Origin of the sequence: Kocuria gwangalliensis, from assembly GCF_039544365.1 — a bacterium.
Lineage (GTDB): Bacteria > Actinomycetota > Actinomycetes > Actinomycetales > Micrococcaceae > Kocuria > Kocuria gwangalliensis.
Map to the genome: position 1 here is coordinate 170,145 of NZ_BAABLN010000014.1, position 15,926 is coordinate 186,070.

The 15,926-nt window shown below is 66.1% G+C and carries 12 protein-coding genes; 10 read left to right on the forward strand and 2 right to left on the reverse strand.

From position 1 onward, the window contains the following. Positions 1 to 2 precede the first annotated feature (2 nt). A complete protein-coding gene (locus ABEA06_RS07050; protein ID WP_345311023.1) occupies positions 3 to 1,751 on the reverse strand; it encodes an AMP-binding protein in 1,749 nt (582 codons plus the stop codon). Positions 1,752 to 1,933: 182 nt separating this feature from the next. Here ABEA06_RS07050 and ABEA06_RS07055 point away from each other — a divergent pair, with 182 nt between their 5' ends. The 10 genes from ABEA06_RS07055 (at position 1,934) to dnaG (ending at position 15,706) form a co-directional block, all read left to right on the forward strand. Continuing rightward, positions 1,934 to 3,133, forward strand: coding sequence for an acyl-CoA dehydrogenase family protein (locus ABEA06_RS07055; protein WP_345311024.1), 1,200 nt, complete (start codon positions 1,934 to 1,936; stop codon positions 3,131 to 3,133). Between the two features lie 243 nt (positions 3,134 to 3,376). Beyond that, positions 3,377 to 4,759 (forward strand): glycine--tRNA ligase, encoded by a 1,383-nt coding sequence (locus ABEA06_RS07060; protein ID WP_345311025.1) that lies wholly within the window; start codon positions 3,377 to 3,379, stop codon positions 4,757 to 4,759. Between the two features lie 7 nt (positions 4,760 to 4,766). Further along, a complete protein-coding gene (locus tag ABEA06_RS07065) occupies positions 4,767 to 5,726 on the forward strand; it encodes a GNAT family N-acetyltransferase (RefSeq protein WP_345311026.1) in 960 nt (319 codons plus the stop codon). 96 nt (positions 5,727 to 5,822) lie between these two features. Beyond that, positions 5,823 to 7,220 carry a sugar porter family MFS transporter gene (locus ABEA06_RS07070; protein WP_303383281.1) on the forward strand — a complete coding sequence of 466 codons (1,398 nt, stop codon included), beginning with the start codon at positions 5,823 to 5,825 and terminating at the stop codon, positions 7,218 to 7,220. A gap of 65 nt (positions 7,221 to 7,285) precedes the next feature. Further along, positions 7,286 to 8,650: a galactokinase gene (locus ABEA06_RS07075; RefSeq protein ID WP_345311027.1), complete on the forward strand. Its 1,365-nt coding sequence runs from the start codon at positions 7,286 to 7,288 to the stop codon at positions 8,648 to 8,650. A 120-nt stretch (positions 8,651 to 8,770) separates the two neighbouring features. Next, complete coding sequence (locus ABEA06_RS07080; protein ID WP_345311028.1) at positions 8,771 to 9,577, forward strand: hypothetical protein; 807 nt, start codon at positions 8,771 to 8,773, stop codon at positions 9,575 to 9,577. Positions 9,578 to 9,591: 14 nt separating this feature from the next. Then, on the forward strand, positions 9,592 to 10,782 hold the full coding sequence (gene dusB, locus ABEA06_RS07085; protein WP_345311029.1) for a tRNA dihydrouridine synthase DusB: 1,191 nt from the start codon (positions 9,592 to 9,594) through the stop codon (positions 10,780 to 10,782). Beyond that, the gene (locus ABEA06_RS07090; RefSeq protein ID WP_345311030.1) at positions 10,766 to 12,106 is read left to right on the forward strand and encodes a deoxyguanosinetriphosphate triphosphohydrolase; all 1,341 of its coding nucleotides are present in this window, start codon (positions 10,766 to 10,768) and stop codon (positions 12,104 to 12,106) included. Before dusB ends, ABEA06_RS07090 begins: the two co-directional genes overlap by 17 nt. Before the next feature lie 92 nt (positions 12,107 to 12,198). Continuing rightward, a complete protein-coding gene (locus ABEA06_RS07095) occupies positions 12,199 to 13,605 on the forward strand; it encodes an MFS transporter (protein ID WP_312397797.1) in 1,407 nt (468 codons plus the stop codon). Positions 13,606 to 13,732: 127 nt separating this feature from the next. Next, complete coding sequence (dnaG, locus tag ABEA06_RS07100; RefSeq protein WP_345311031.1) at positions 13,733 to 15,706, forward strand: DNA primase; 1,974 nt, start codon at positions 13,733 to 13,735, stop codon at positions 15,704 to 15,706. Positions 15,707 to 15,744: 38 nt separating this feature from the next. Here dnaG and ABEA06_RS07105 read toward each other — a convergent pair. Continuing rightward, on the reverse strand, positions 15,745 to 15,926 hold a 182-nt coding region (locus ABEA06_RS07105; protein WP_345311032.1), incomplete at its 5' end, for a hypothetical protein.

Genomic DNA, 15,926 nt, shown 5'->3' on the forward strand with positions numbered 1-15,926 from the left:
TTCTAGCGCGTCAGCGACAGGTCTTCTTCGCGGAATTCCGTACCGTAGCCCTCGGGGGCCTCGCCGGACTCGGAGCGTTGCACCTCCGCCTTGCGCAGCTCCACGCGGCGAATCTTGCCGGAGATCGTCTTGGGCAGTTCCAAGAACTCAATGCGGCGGATTCGTTTGTACGGGGGCAACTTGCTCAGGCAGAACTGCAGGATCTCGGCTGCCGTCTCCGCAGTGGGCTCGTAGCCGGAACTCAGAGTCACGAAGGCCTTGGGGATCGCCAGTCGCAGCTCGTCCGGGGCGGGTACGATGGCCGCCTCCAAGACCGCCGGGTGCTCGACCAAAACCGATTCCAGTTCGAACGGTGACACCTTGTAGTCGCTGGACTTGAAGACATCGTCCGCGCGACCCACGTACGTGAAAATGCCGTTCTCGTCCCGGGAGACCACGTCACCGGTGTGATACAGACCGTTGCGGAACACATTGTCGGTCTTGGCCTTGTCGCCGTAGTAGCCGCGCATCAGCCCGACCGGGCGGGGGTCCAATCGCAGACACAGCTCGCCCTCGTCCGCTTCTTCATCCGTCATGGGATCGATCAGCACCACGTCGAAACCGGGCAGGGGTACCCCCATGGAGCCGATCACAATGCGGCGGCCGGGGGTGTTGGCCACCTGCAGCGAGGACTCGGTCTGGCCGAAGCCGTCGCGGATCGTGCAACCCCACGCCCGGTGGACCTGCTCGATGACCTCGGCATTGAGGGGCTCACCGGCGGACACGGTCTTCTGGGGTGGGGTCTGCAGCAAGCTCAGATCGGCCTTGATGAGCATGCGCCACACGGTGGGCGGGGCGCACAGGCTGGTCACGCCCATCTTGTCCATCACGCCCATGAGGGAGGCGGCGTCGAACTTGCGGAAGTTGTACACGAAAATCGTGGCCTCCGCGATCCACGGGGCAAAGAAATTGGACCACGCGTGCTTGGCCCAACCGGGGGAGGCTACGTTCAGGTGGATGTCACCGGGCTCAAGCCCGATCCAGTACAGGGTGGACAGGTGACCCACCGGGTAGGACGTGTGCGTGTGCTCCACGAGTTTGGGTTTGGAGGTGGTGCCCGAGGTGAAATACAGCAGCAGGGTCTCATCCGCGTCCGTGGGGGAGTCCTGGGTCAGTTCGGTGGAGGCGTCATAGGCCTCGTTGTAGTTGAGGACCGTGCGGCCACCGGCATCCGGGGATTCGATGTGGTCGTCCGGTGTGTAGGCCCCGGGCACATAGATCACGGAGTAGTCGCCGGCCACGGGTGCGAACTTGGGGGCATCCTGCATACCAACGATGGCCCATTTGGCTTCCGCGCGGGTGACTCGGTCCTCGAGGTCGGCCGGCCCCATTTGCGTGGTCGTGGGCACCATGACGGCCTCGAGCTTGATGCACGCAAGCATGGCCTCCCACAGCTCCACCTGGTTGTTGAGCATCAGGATCACGCGGTCACCGCGCTGCACGCCCTGCTCGCGCAGCCAATTGGCCACCTTATTAGAATCGCGGCTGAGCTCGCCGAAGGTCCGGCGCAGCTCCGAGCCGTCCTCCTCGAGAATGATCAGCGCGTCCTGATCCTTGCGCTCGTCAGATGCGGCCACGTGATCGAACCAATCGAAGCCGAAGTTGAAATGATCGAAACGCGGCCACTCAAATTCCTCGCGGGCGCGCTGCCAATCCTGTTGAAGCGACACCAGGTGGTCACGGGCGGAGCGAAATTCGTTCGTCACGGTCATGGCTTTCGGGTCCTCCTAGATGTGCGGTCGTGATCCTGGCGGGCCGTGCGCACCGACCGGTGGCAGCGGCGTCGAACGTCCCTTGGTAAGAAAGTGTGACTCACGACACCACAAATATACTTGGAAGGCCTATAGTTGGAAAGACCACAATCGGAATACCGAGAAACTTGAGGACCACGATCATGACCAGCGCGACCCTCTCCCACTCCGGTGAGGCACCACAGAGCCCGTTGCCGGACGTAGACCTTCTGCACGTGGAATACCTTCTCGATCCCGCCGAACGTGACCGCCTGGCCGTGATCAAGGACCACCTGCAGACCCACGTGCGCAAGCAGACCATCGACCCGTGGAACCGTGAGCACCTGCCCACCGAGCTGCTGCCCGCCCTGGCGGACCTGGGACTCGGCAACTTGTTCCTGGACGGCTCGTCGCGGTTGTTCCAGGGCCTGGTGCACTCGCAGATCGCCCGCGCCGATGTCTCGTTGTCCGCTCTGATCGGCATCCACAATGAACTGATCGTGGGCACGATTGCGGAGCTGGGTTCGGAGAAACACAAGGCCCAGTGGCTGCCCGCCCTGTCGCAACTCACGCAACTGGGTGCCTTCTGCCTGACCGAGCCGACCCATGGCTCGGACATTGCCGGCGGCCTGGCCACCACGGCCACCTTTGATGGCGACGAATGGGTCATCCGGGGAGAAAAGCGCTGGATCGGCGCCGGCACCGTGGCCGCCATCGCCCTGGTCTGGGCTCGTGACACCGCGGACGGTGTGATCAAGTGCTTTGCCGTGGACACCACCCATCCCGGGTATTCGGCCACCAAGATCGTCAACAAAATGGGGTTGCGCATCATGCAGAATGCGGACGTCGTGCTCAATGAGGTCCGCGTGCCGCGCAGCGCGCTGCTGCCCGGAGCCATTGGTTTCGACGCCGCCAACGCCCTGCTCAAGGATTCCCGCGCGTGGGTGGGGTGGCAGGCCGTGGGTGCCCAGCAGGCCGTTCTGGACATTCTGCGCGACTATTCCCTGGAACGCATGCAGTTCGGTAAGCCGCTCGCGAGCTTCCAGATCATCCAGCAAACCATGGCGGAGATCGCGGGCAACCTGGCCGCGAGCTCCGCAATGATGGTCCAGATGGCACGCCTGCAGGAGACCGGCGAGCTGGAGATGATGCACGCGGCCATCGCCAAATCCACCGCCACGCGTCTGGGCCGGCAATCCGCGCTGCTGGCCCGCGATGCACTGGGCGGCAACGGCCTGTTGAGCGATTACGAAATTTCCAAGGTGCTGGGCGATCTGGAAGCCATCTACACCTACGAGGGCAGCTACCACATCAACTCACTCATTGTGTCCCGCGCGCTGACCGGTGTCTCCGCCTTCGTCTGAGTCCGCACCACCGATCACCACGACGACCCGCCTGACTCGCCCCGGAGCCCACGAGTTAGGCGAGTTTTCCGCCTAATGGCTACCCTGGAACCGAGACGTCGTATTGGACGTCTCATTCGTGGTGCCTCGCGCACGTGAGCCGCCCCGCGGCGGCGTCGTCAGCGGCGCCCCCAAGCACCACCCAACGGATTCCACGCGCGCGGCCGCAGCCAGCGGTCGGGCGAGAAACGGATGTGAGAACGCATGGCTGCCAAATCCACCCTGGACAATGTCATTTCCTTGGCCAAGCGCCGAGGCTTTGTCTTTCAGGCGGGTGAAATTTACGGCGGTTCTCGCTCCGCATGGGATTACGGACCCCTGGGCGCGGAACTGAAGGAGAACATCAAGCGCGAGTGGTGGCAGACCTTTGTGCGCGGCCGCGCCGACATGGTGGGGCTGGACTCCTCGATCATCCTGCCCTCGGCCGTGTGGGAGGCCTCCGGCCACGTGGAAACCTTCACCGATCCGCTGGTCGAATCGCTGCACACCCACAAGCGTTACCGCGCCGATCACCTGCTTGAGGCCCACGAGGCCAAGCACGGTCACCCGCCGGTCAACGGCCTGGCGGACGTGAAGGATCCGGAGACCGGCCAGGACGGCAAATGGACCGAGCCGCAGCAGTTCTCCGGCCTCATGAAAACCTTCCTGGGCCCCGTGGACAATGAAGAGGGCAAGCACTACCTGCGCCCGGAAACCGCGCAGGGCATTTTCGTGAACTTCCTGAACGTGCTCAACGCATCGCGTAAGAAGCCGCCGTTCGGTATCGGCCAGATCGGCAAGGCGTTCCGCAACGAAATCACCCCGGGTAACTTCATCTTCCGCACGCGTGAGTTCGAGCAGATGGAGATCGAATACTTCATCCACCCGGACCAGGCAGCCACCTACTTCGACGAGTGGGTCGAGGCGTGCTGGGACTGGTTCGTGGACCTCGGTGTGAACCCGGACAACATGCGCCGCTACGACGTTCCCGCCGATGAGCGCGCGCACTACTCGGACGGCACCATTGACATCGAGTACCGCTTTGGTTTCCAGGGCTCCGAGTGGGGCGAGCTCATGGGTGTGGCCAACCGGACGGACTTCGACCTGAACAACCACACCGAACACTCCGGCGACAAGATGCAGTACTTCGATCAGGCCTCGGGCGAGCGCTACACCCCGTACGTGATCGAGCCGTCCTTCGGGCTGACCCGCTCCATGATGGCGTTCCTGGTGGACGCGTACGTGGAGGACGAAGCCCCCAACACCAAGGGCGGCGTGGACAAGCGCACCGTGCTCAGGCTCGACCCGCGCCTGGCTCCGGTCAAGGCGGCCGTGCTGCCGCTGTCCAAGAAGGACGACCTCAAGCCGGCCGCGGAGAACCTCGCGGCCGAGCTGCGCCGCCGTTGGAACATCGACTACGACGACGCCGGCGCCATTGGCCGCCGCTACCGCCGCCAGGACGAGATCGGCACCCCGTTCTGCGTGACCGTGGACTTCGACACCCTCGAGGACCAGGCCGTGACCATCCGTTCGCGCGACGAAATGACGCAGGAGCGCGTGGGCCTGGATCGCGTGAGCGCCTACCTCGCCGAGCGTCTCGAGAAGTAAGGACCGCATGAGCATCGAGTACCGTCCGTGGCGCGAAGACGACGACCTCCGTCTCCTGGAGGTCTGGCCCGACGCGCCGTCGGCCCCGGCCCGAGCCTTCCGCGCCCGTTTGGGCGCCAATGAGGGCACCGCTTTCTCCCGCACACTGGTGGCCATCGATTCCGGTGTGCCCGTGGCGGCCGGGGTCGTGTACGAATCCCCGTGGCACCCGCAGCGACAGTGGGCCTACGTGGAAGTGGCGCCGGATCGCCAACGCGAAGGCCTTGGCCGCGAGCTCGTGGCACGGTTACGAGCGGAAGCCGAGCGAGCGCCGTCGGGCGTCAGTGCCCTGCGCACCCGCGTGACCCCCGGGTCCGCGGGGGAGCACTTCGCGCAGGCCCAAGGCTTGCGGCCCGCGATGCGCTCGCGAGTGATTCGCGTGGCCGCCGGCGCGCTGCCGATGCCCACGCTGGGGCAGAACGCGGACGGAACTCCCGCTCAGGCCGTGGCGGACCTCGCGACGGGTTCCGTGGAACTCATCCGCGCCGTGTGGGATTTCTACCGATCCGTGCATGAGTGGGATCCCGTGGGCGAGATCGGCATTGGTGCCGTCAATCAGCAGTTGCTCTCGGACAAGGCCGGTGCCTTCGGTGCCGTGGTGCTGCGCGACGGCACGGCGGCTGCCGGCGGCAAGGACCCCATTTCGGCCTTCGCCGTGAGCTACCGCCCCTTCGACCCGCACAATCCGGATCAGGAACCGGCCGAATTCGAGGCCGCTGACGTGCTGCTGGGTTATGTGCCCGGGACTGCGGCCAGCGAGGCGGAAACCGGCGAGGCCGTGGAGAAGCTGCTGGCCCTCCTGGTCAACGACTACCCGGTGGAACTCGAAGTGGACGATTCCATGGCCTCGCTGGTCGCCGTGGTGGACAACCTGCTCGAGGCCGGTGTGGCGCACGTGGTCGCGGAAACGGTGACGCTGGTCGACTAATCGTCTTCCGGGACGGACCAGTGTGATTCAGCTGCGGTGGCGTTTAACCACCGGGTGGCCGTCAATGGTATGACGTTCTATGACGAAAGGACGGCCATGTCATTACACACGGTGCACTCGGAGGCCAAACCGCCCATGACCGGGCGGCTCAGACTGATCGCCACGGTGGCCACGTTCGGCGGGCTGCTGTTCGGCTACGACACCGGCGTGATCAACGGTGCGCTGCCGTCCATGGTGGAGGACCTGCAACTCACTCCGTTCCTGGAGGGTCTGGTCGCGTCCATCCTGCCCTTCGGTGCGGCGTGGGGTGCGGCGTTCGGTGGCAAACTGGCGGACCACTTCGGTCGCCGCAGGGTCCTGTTGTTTCTGGCGGTCATCTTTGTGATCGCGACCATCGGGTGTGGAACAGCGCCGACCGTCACTGTCCTTGTCGCGTTCCGCTGCATCCTGGGCCTGGCGGTCGGGGCGGCCTCCGTCATTGTGCCCGTATTCCTGGCTGAGCTCGCGCCGGCGCATCTGCGTGGCCGGGTGGTGGCCCAGAACGAGCTCATGATCGTGGGTGGGCAGGCTCTCGCGTTCGTGTTCAACGCCGGCCTGGCCACCGCGTTCGCTCACGTTCCCCACGTGTGGCGTTACATGCTGGTGCTCGCCACGGCCCCCGCGTTGATCCTGTGGGTGGGCATGATCATTGTGCCGGAATCCCCGCGCTGGCTGGCCCGTAACGGTTCTGTGGACCGCATGTTCGACGTGCTCCGCCGGATTCGCGAAGAGGCGTATGACCCGGGCGAGGGTCAGACCGTGCTCCGGTTGGCGAAAGAGGACGAGAACCGCCCCGCCGCGCGGATCACGGACCTGGTGCGCGTGCCGTGGATCCGGCGGATTTTCATCCTGGGCGCATCCATGGCCGTCATCAACCAAATCTCCGGCATCAACGCCATTCAGTACTACGGCGTGAGCGTGCTCCAGGACGTGGGTTTCGGCGGCAACGGTGCCTTCTACGCCAACATCATCCCCGGCGTGGTGGGTGTGCTGGCCGTGGGGCTGGCCATGTACCTGCTCAAATATGTGGGCCGCCGGAAACTGTTGCTGACCGGGTTGGTGGGCACAACGACGTCGTTGACCGCCTTTGCGCTGTCCTACCTGCTGATTCCCGACACCAACCCGGCGCGGGCGTGGGTCATTCTGACGTGCATTGTGGTGTTCGTGGGGTTCATGCAATGCTGCATCGGCACCGTGACGTGGCTGTACATGTCCGAGATTTTCCCACTGAATGTGCGCGGCGTGGGTATGGGTGTGTGTGCGTGGATCCTGTGGATGATGACGTTCGTGGTGGGTCTGACGTTCCCGATCCTCACCGACTCGTTGGGCGTGGCCTATACGATCCTGATTTTCGTGGTCCTCCAGGTCATTGCGCTGGTGTGGGTGTACCGGGTGGCTCCGGAGACCAAGGACAAGACCCTGGAGGAGCTGGAACATTATTTCCGCACCGGGTAGTGGACAATGGTTTGTCAGCCCCGTCCGCCGTACCCCGGTGCCCATGCCATGTGAGGAATCCGCCCGTGTCCTGTGAGCTCAGCGAAACCGCTACGCCGGAAGACTTCGCGCGCCCGCGCTGGGTCGCTCAGCCGGACGTCCGCGAGCGAGCGCAGCGCTTGAGCCAGAAGTTCGAAGAGGCCTACGGCCGCGCGCCGGTGGGCGTGTGGGCGGCGCCCGGCCGAGCCAATCTCATGGGCGAGTACGTGGATTTCTCCGGCGGCATGTGCCTCCCGTTCGCCCATCAGTACGTCACGTTGACCGCCGCGGCACCTCGCGAAGACGGTGTGCTCAACGCGCAGTCCATGCAGGACGCGGACGAGTCCGTGGCCGATGGCCGCCCGCAATCCACCCGCATCGAAGACATTGCCCCCGGGGCCATCCCGGGTTGGTTCGGGTACGTGGCCGGTGTTGCCTGGGGGATGAACCGGGTGGCGCGCGGCGAGTCCGCGCACCCGGTGGCGGTGACCGAGCTCGAACTGGCCGCCGATTTCGGGGCGGACCTCATGGTCGACTCCACGGTGCCGATCGGGGCCGGGTTGGCCTCGTCCGCCGCTCTCGAGTGCTCCGTGGCGCTCGCGCTGTTCTCACTGAACACCGGCCAGGATCACCCGGACGACCCCCAGCGCCGCGCCCTCGCCCGCTCCTGCATAGAGGCGGAGAACCACATTGTGGGCGCCAACACGGGTGGCCTGGACCAGACGGCGTCCCTGCGCTCCCACGCGGGGGAAATCCTGGCGCTGGACTGCCGCGATTTCGACGTGGCACGCTTGCCCGCCGATCCCGCCCTCGCCGGCCTCACCTGGCTGGCTGTCGACACCCGGGCACCGCACAAGCTCGCGGACGGTCAGTACAGCTCCCGCCGCGCCGAGTGCGAGGCCGCCGCCGCGGTCCTGGGCCTGCCCACCTTGCGTGATGCGCTTCCCGAGGCCCCCACGCCCGACGACGCCGCCGCCGTCCTCGCGCGCTTCGATCACCTTCTCGACGCGGGCGCGGAGCTCACCGAGGACCGTGCGAAGACCCGGCTGCGGTTACGGCACTCGATGACCGAGATGGTTCGTTCGGTGCAGATCGCCCACGAGATGCGCAGCGACGTGCCGGACTGGTCGCGTGTGGGTCACTTGCTGGTGGAAGGTCACGAGTCCATGCGCGATGACTGTCAGGTCACCGTGCCGGAGCTCGATGCCGCGGTGGACGGCTGTCTGAGCGCGGGTGCGCTGGGCGCCAAGGTGGTCGGCGGTGGATTCGGCGGGTCCGTGATTGCCCTGGTGCCGTTGGAGTCCGTGGAAAGGCTGGCCGCCGCCGTGCAGTTGTGCTTTACCCGCAACGGGTTCCGGGAACCGCTGTTCCTGACCCTGCAACCGTCCGAAGCGGGCCGCAGGATCCTCTGAAGCGCCCGCGTCCCATGACACGACCCCGCCGCTGAACATTTAGGGCAGAGGTTGGCCAGAATGAGGCGAGAAACAACGCGATCCTCTGCCATGAATGTCACTCACCCCTAGGAGCCACCCGTGTTCGCAGCGGCCAGTGCCACCCGACGACTCAAGCGCGGACTCGCGGCCCGCGACTCCGGGGACACGGCAGCGGCCAGGGAGGCCCTCGAGGCCGCCCTGCGTACCGCGCGCCTGGGTGAGGTGTGGTTGGTGGCCGGCGATGCGGCGGCGTCGTTGGGGGACCTGGCCCGGGACACCGGCGACTTACCGGGTGCCGAACACCATTACCGGCTGGCCGCGACCCAGTACCGGCGAGCTCCGCGTTCGGCTCGTTCCGTGGGCGGACGCGTGCGGTGCCTGGAGAATCTGGGCGATGTCCTGCTGTTGGCGGGGCGCCCGTGGGATGCCTATCGCGAGTTCCAGGAGGGAGCCACAGCGGCCGGGGTGGACCCCTCGCGGCCCACGAGCACCGGAGCCGGTGTGGAGTTCGTCTCACGCGAGGACCTGCGGTGGACCTCCCACCTGGCCACGGCCGCACAGGCTGCCGGCCGGCGCAGGCTGGCCAACGACCACTACGACAAGGTCCTCGCCGGTTGCGAGCTGCGCGGAGACGTTGCCGGTCAGATCCTGTGCTGGAGGGGCCTCGCGTCGCTCTCCGAGGACATGATGGCCTGGAACGACGCCGCTCACGCCCTCTACAACGCCAGTAACCTCTACCCCGCGCTGCCGGCACCGGAGGCGCACACGCGCGAGTGGGTGCAGTGCCTGCGTGATCTGGGGGCCGTGTACAAGACCCTCGGCCGCCGCGACGAACAGGTGAGGGCATTCAAGCTCGCGGTGCGCCTGGAACACGTGGACAGCTCGGCGCGGCAGCGCGAACAATGAGACAATGGCGCACGATGAGCACCACGAACATTGAGACCGCGGACCGGGAGCCGGCCGTGTTGAACCTGAAACCCTTGCAGTTGGGACCGTTGACCATTGACGTGCCCGTGGTTCTGGCACCCATGGCGGGGGTGACCAACAAGTCCTTCCGCACGCTGTGCCGCGAGTACGGCGGGGGACTGTACGTCACGGAAATGGTCACCGCGCGGGCCCTGGTCGAACGCCGCCCGGAGTCGCTGCGGATCATCCACCACGACCCGGATGAGACCCCGCGTTCGATCCAGATCTACGGTGTGGACGCGGTCAATGTGGGCAAGGCCGTGCGCATGGTCGCGCAGGAGGATCGCGCGGACCACGTTGATTTGAACTTCGGCTGCCCGGTGCCCAAGGTCACCAAACGCGGCGGCGGTTCCGCTCTGCCGTGGAAGACGGACCTGTTCCGGGCAATCATTCGCACGGCGGTCCGGGAGGCCTCCGAGGCGAATATTCCGGTGACCATCAAGATGCGGATCGGCATCGACGACGAGCACCAGACCTACCTGGATGCGGGCCGCATGGCACGTGACGAGGGCGTGGCCGCCGTGGCTCTGCATGGCCGCACCCTGCAGCAGCACTACTCCGGTAAGGCCGATTGGGCGTCGATCGCCCGGCTGCGCGAGGCGCTCCCGGACATCCCCGTGCTCGGTAACGGTGACATCTTCTCCGCCGAGGACGCGGTGCGGATGGTTGAGCAGACGGGTGTGGACGGGGTGGTGGTGGGCCGCGGTTGCCAGGGCCGCCCGTGGCTGTTCGGCGACCTGCAGGCGGCCTTCGAGGGCAGCCCCAAGCGCTACAGGCCCGGGGTCCGCAAGGTCGCGGACACTTTGTACCGGCACGCCGAGTTGCTCGCCGAGGAGTTCGGTGACGAGGCCAAGGGGTGCCGCGAAATTCGCAAGCACGTGCCCTGGTACTTCAAGGGATACCCGGTGGGCGGCGAACTGCGCGCGCACATGGCGCAGGTGCCCAGCCTGGCCCGACTGCGTGAACTGCTCGACCAGCTCGACCTGGATCTGCCGTACCCGGGTCAGGACGTGGAAGGCCCTCGTGGCCGCGCTGGCAACCCCCGTAAACCCCACCTCCCGGACGGCTGGTTGGACTCCCGCATCCTGGGCGACGCCGAACGTCTGGGACTGGTGCACGCCGAACTCGATGTCTCCGGAGGCTGACCGATTGCACACCCCTGACCGTTTGGGCATCCTGCCCGCCGGATACGCCTACGAGGACGCCGAACGGTACGTGGCCGAGAACCACCACAACCGGCACCGCTCCCACTTCGAACGTGACCGTGCGCGTGTGCTGCACAGCTCCGCTCTCCGGCGGTTGGCGGCCAAGACCCAGGTGGTCGCCCCCAGCACGGATGACTTTGTCCGCAACCGCCTGACCCACTCCCTGGAAGTCGCCCAGATCGGACGCGAACTGGGCAAGGCTCTGGGGTGCGATCCCGACGTGGTGGATGCCGCGTGCCTGTCTCACGACCTGGGGCACCCGCCCTTCGGGCACAACGGTGAAACGGCGCTCGCGGCCATGACCCGGGAGATCGGCGGTTTCGAGGGCAACGCTCAGACGTTGCGATTGCTGGTGCGCCTGGAACCCAAGATCGTCAGCGGGGACGGTCACCCGGCGGGCCTGAATCTCACGCGCGCCACCCTGGACGCCACGTGCAAGTACCCGTGGAGCGCCACGGACGCGCCACCTCGCCCGGACGGGAAACCCAATCGGAAATTCGGGGTGTACCAGGACGATCTGCCGGTGTTCCGCTGGATGCGAGAAGGGGCCGTGGCGGGCCGCAAATGCTTGGAAGCCCAGGTCATGGACCTGGCCGACGACATTTCCTACAGCGTGCACGACGTGGAGGATGCAATTGCCTCCAACGCCTTGCAACTGGGTCAGCTCGCGGACCCCGTTGCGCGAGCTCGCGTCATTGAATGGACCCAGCGCTGGTACCTTCCCCAGGCCACGGCGGAGGAACTGGACGCCGCCCTGCGCCGGTTGGAGGACTCCCCGGTGTGGATTCCGCTGATGAACGGTTCCCGCAAGGACCTGGCGCGGCTCAAGAACATGACGAGCCAGTTGATCGGCCGGTTCGCCATGTCCGCGGTGGAGGCCACGCGTGACGTGGCCGGCGACGGGCAGCTGACCCGGTACGGCGCACAGCTCGTGGTGCCGCATGAGACGGGCCTGGAGATCGCCGTGCTCAAGGGCATCGCTACGGCGTTCGTGATGACGGTGCGTGCTGCGCAGCCGCTGTATGAGAACCAGAACGAGATCCTGACCATCCTGGTCGATGCGCTCATGGAAACCGACGGCCGCTTCCTCTCCCCGGAATTCACGGGGGATTGGCGCGAGATCGGTGATGGACCCGGAACGGAGGCGGCGCGGCTGCGGCTGGTCGTCGATCAGGTCGCGTGCCTCACCGACACGTCAGCGGTTGCACTCCACGACAGGATCCGCGGTGCCAACTGGCGCACCGGTGACAAACCCCTCTGGTGAGGCTCATCTCATTCAATGGGATTGTGGCCGGGGCAACACCGGCGTGCGATTAGTATCACTGTGATCTGTCGCCCTATCAGAAGAGATTCCTCGTGAGCTCCACAGCCTCCTCACCCCGCGCCGGCACCACGTCCGGCAAGGGCCTCATCCTTAAATCCCCCCTGTGGGTCGCGCCCCTGTGTTGGATCGCGGTTCTGCTGGACGGCTTCGACGCCGTGGTCCTCGGTGCGGTCATGCCCACCCTGCTGGAGGACAAAGCCTTCGACATGACCACCGGCGAAGGCACCGCCGTGGCCACCGCCGGTTTGTTCGGCATGATGATCGGCGCGCTCGGCATGGGGTGGCTCACCGACCGCTTGGGCCGCCGCAAAATGCTGATCGGCGCCGTGGTCATCTTCTCCGCCCTGACCTTTGCCGCGGCCTTCGCTCCCACCGTGCTGTGGTTCGGTGTGCTGCGCTTCCTGGCCGGTCTGGGATTGGGCGGTTGCCTGCCCACCGGCATCTCCATGGTCAATGAATTCGCCCGGAAGGGCCGCGGCTCCAACGCCACCACCGTGATGATGACCGGCTACCACGTGGGCGCCGTACTCACCGCGGCCCTGGCCATCTGGGTCCTCATGCAGTTCTCGTGGCACACCATGTTCATCGTGGGTGCGTTGCCCGCCCTGATCCTGGTCCCGCTCATGTACTTCTTCCTTCCCGAGTCACCGTCCTACCTGGCGGCCAGGGGCGATTACGACGCCGCTCGCGCGGTTGCCGCGCATTACAACGTGGAACTCGAACTCCCCAACGCCGCGAACGCCACGCGTGTGGCCGGAGCGGACCGTGCGGCGTCGTCGACCGCGGGTGGCGAGAATGCCAAGCCCGCGAAGCAGGGCGCGGCGTTGCTGCTGAGCGGCACGTACGCGCGGAACTCGACGTTCATCTGGACCGCGTCCTTCATGGGTCTGCTGCTGGTGTACGGCCTGAACACGTGGCTGCCGCAGATCATGCGCGCCGCGGATTACGACCTGGGCAACGCGCTGGGTTTCCTGTTGATCCTGAACGTGGGTGCCGTGCTGGGCCTGTGGATCGGCGGGCGCGTGGCTGATCGCATCACCCCGCGAGTGGCGGGCATCCTGTGGTTCGCGGCGTCGGCCGTGCTGCTGGCGGCCCTTGCCATCAAGCTGCCGGTGTTCGGTATTTACATCATGGTGTTCCTGACCGGTTGCTTCGTGTTCTCCTCGCAGGTGCTCGTGTATGCGTTCACCGCCGCCAACCACCCGCCGCAGGTCCGCGCCACGGCGCTGGGCATGTCCGCCGGCGTGGGCCGACTGGGCGCGATCAGCGGACCCATTCTGGGCGGCACGCTGCTGACCGCGGGTCTGGCCTACCCGTGGGGCTTCTTTGCCTTTGCCCTGGTGGGTGCGCTCGGTGGCGCCTCCATGCTGGGGACCAAGACCGTGGATCCGGTCGACAAGCGGGTCGTGATCGATCCCGAGGAGTCTCCCGCGCGCTAGGTTCCGCGTGCTCCGCGACTGATCAGAGCGGCGTCGTCCCGACGGGCGACGCCGCTCTCTCGCGTCCGGGCTGCACAGACCCGCGCCGCGGTCTGGCGAGTTTGACGCGTTGCCTAGGATGAGAGGCGTGGCGGGACTGATCAGACGAGAAGACATAGACGAGGTGCGCTCACGCACCGACCTCAAGGAAATCGTCGACCAGTACGTGACCCTCAAGCCCGCCGGCATTGGTTCCTACAAGGGCCTGTGCCCGTTCCACGACGAGCGCACGCCGTCCTTCCACGTGCGCCCGCACATGGGTACTTACCACTGCTTCGGCTGCGACGAATCCGGTGACGTGATCGCGTTCCTCATGGAAATGGATCACACGCCGTTCACCGAAACGGTGGAACGGCTGGCCGGGCGCATCGGCTACGAGCTGCGTTACGAGCAGGGCTCGGGGCCCAAGCGCGAAGAAGTGGGGCGCCGGCAGCGGCTCCTGGACGCCCATAAGATCGCCGCGGAATTCTTCCAGCGCCACCTCTACACCCGGCAGGCCACGGCCGCCCAACAGTTCTTGGGCGAACGCGGTTTCGACGACGACGCCGCGCGCACCTATGGCATTGGTTACGCACCCAAGGGCTGGTCCAACCTGCTCAAACACCTGCGGGACCGGGGTTTCACGGACCAGGAACTCAAGCTCACGGGCATGTTCTCGGAGGGCAATCGGGGTCTCTACGACCGGTTCCGTGGCCGGTTGATCTGGCCCATTCACGCGGTGGCCGGTGAGGTCATCGGCTTCGGCGCGCGCAGGCTCTACGAGGACGACCAGGGGCCCAAGTACCTCAACACCCCCGAGACTCAGCTCTACAAGAAGTCTCAGGTGCTGTACGGCATCAACCTGGCCAAGCGGGCGATCGCCAAGGGCAAGCAGGTGGTGGTGGTCGAGGGCTACACGGACGTCATGGCCTGCCATTTGGCCGGTGTCGAGACCGCGGTGGCCACGTGCGGTACCGCTTTCGGGGCGGAGCACATCAAAATCGTGCGCCGTTTCCTCTCCGACGATTCCGCCGGGGGAGAGGTCATCTTCACCTTCGACGGCGACGCCGCCGGACAGAAAGCCGCGCTGCGCGCCTTCCAGGAGGACCAGCGGTTCGTGGCGCAGACCTACGTGGCCGTGGGACCAAACGGCATGGACCCGTGCGACCTGCGGCTGACCCGCGGCGACGCCGCCGTGCGGGACCTGGTCAGTACCCGGACCCCGTTGTTCGAATTCGCCTTGAAGGCGACCATTCGCGACTACGACGTGAACAGTCTGGAAGGGCGACTGCGGGCCATGCGGGCGTGCGCGCCCATCGTGGCGCAGATCCGCGACTCGTCCCTGCGCCCGGCGTATGCCCGGGAGCTGTCCGGGTGGCTGGGCATCGAGACCGATGAGGTGATGCGGGCGGTGGCGGCCGCGACCAAGCGGGGCTCGACATCGCAGCGGCTAGGGCAGCAACAGCGGACACCGCAACACCACGACTCGCAACAGTTCTCGGCGGTTCGTGATGGGTCAGGGCGAGCTCGAAGCGACGGCGAGCGTCAAGGACATCCCCGCGGGGATTCTCAAGAGCAGGAACGTCCGGCGGAGGTTCAGCTGCCCAATCCCCGTGAGCCCGTGGCCAGGATGGAACGCGAAGCGCTGGAGGTCGTTCTGCAGGTTCCGGATCTGGTACCCGAGGCGTACTGGGGTCATTTCGACTCCGCCGTGATGCGCTACCCGGTGCACCAAGCGCTCCACGACTCGATCGTTGCCGCGCGGCCCGAGTACGACGTCAACGACCCACGCGGCGGCCGCGGCTGGCTGGAGCACGTGCGCGGGCAACTGCCCGAACCGCTGCACGGTTACCTGGCGCAGCTGTCGGTGACCCCGCTGCCCGCCTCCTCCGAACAGCAGGTCCGCAACTACGCCGTGGGTGTGCTGACCAGCCTGGTGGAAATGCACATCAACCGCGCCAAGTCGGACAAGCTCGCGCACCTGAACCGCGCCGATCCGCAGCGGGAATCCGCCCTGTACCAGCAGCTGCAACGTGAGCTGTTGGACCTGGAGATGCAGCGGCGGAGCCTGCTGGGTAACTGAGGTGCACGTGTTGGCGGGCTGGATCCTGTTGACTCATGTCAAGATGCCCGCGTGGATTGAGTCGTTGACTCATCTGGTTTTGCCCGCTTCGGTGATCCCATCTTGCGTCGGCTGAGGTAGACGGCGTTGGTCTTGGCTCGTTGCTGGAGGAGTCCTCTGCGGCGGGCGAGGTCGATGAGGTTGGCTTGGAGGTCAGTGATTTGGTGACGCAGCGCGAGGA

Excerpts from the sequence above, each read along its gene's own strand:
- ABEA06_RS07060 (WP_345311025.1), top strand. The coding sequence starts at position 3,377 with ATGGCTGCCAAATCCACCCTGGACAATGTCATTTCCTTGGCCAAGCGC.
- ABEA06_RS07065 (WP_345311026.1), top strand. The coding sequence starts at position 4,767 with ATGAGCATCGAGTACCGTCCGTGGCGCGAAGACGACGACCTCCGTCTC.
- ABEA06_RS07055 (WP_345311024.1), top strand. The coding sequence starts at position 1,934 with ATGACCAGCGCGACCCTCTCCCACTCCGGTGAGGCACCACAGAGCCCG.
- ABEA06_RS07050 (WP_345311023.1), bottom strand. The coding sequence starts at position 1,751 with ATGACCGTGACGAACGAATTTCGCTCCGCCCGTGACCACCTGGTGTCG.
- ABEA06_RS07090 (WP_345311030.1), top strand. The coding sequence starts at position 10,766 with ATGTCTCCGGAGGCTGACCGATTGCACACCCCTGACCGTTTGGGCATC.
- dusB (WP_345311029.1), top strand. The coding sequence starts at position 9,592 with ATGAGCACCACGAACATTGAGACCGCGGACCGGGAGCCGGCCGTGTTG.
- ABEA06_RS07070 (WP_303383281.1), top strand. The coding sequence starts at position 5,823 with ATGTCATTACACACGGTGCACTCGGAGGCCAAACCGCCCATGACCGGG.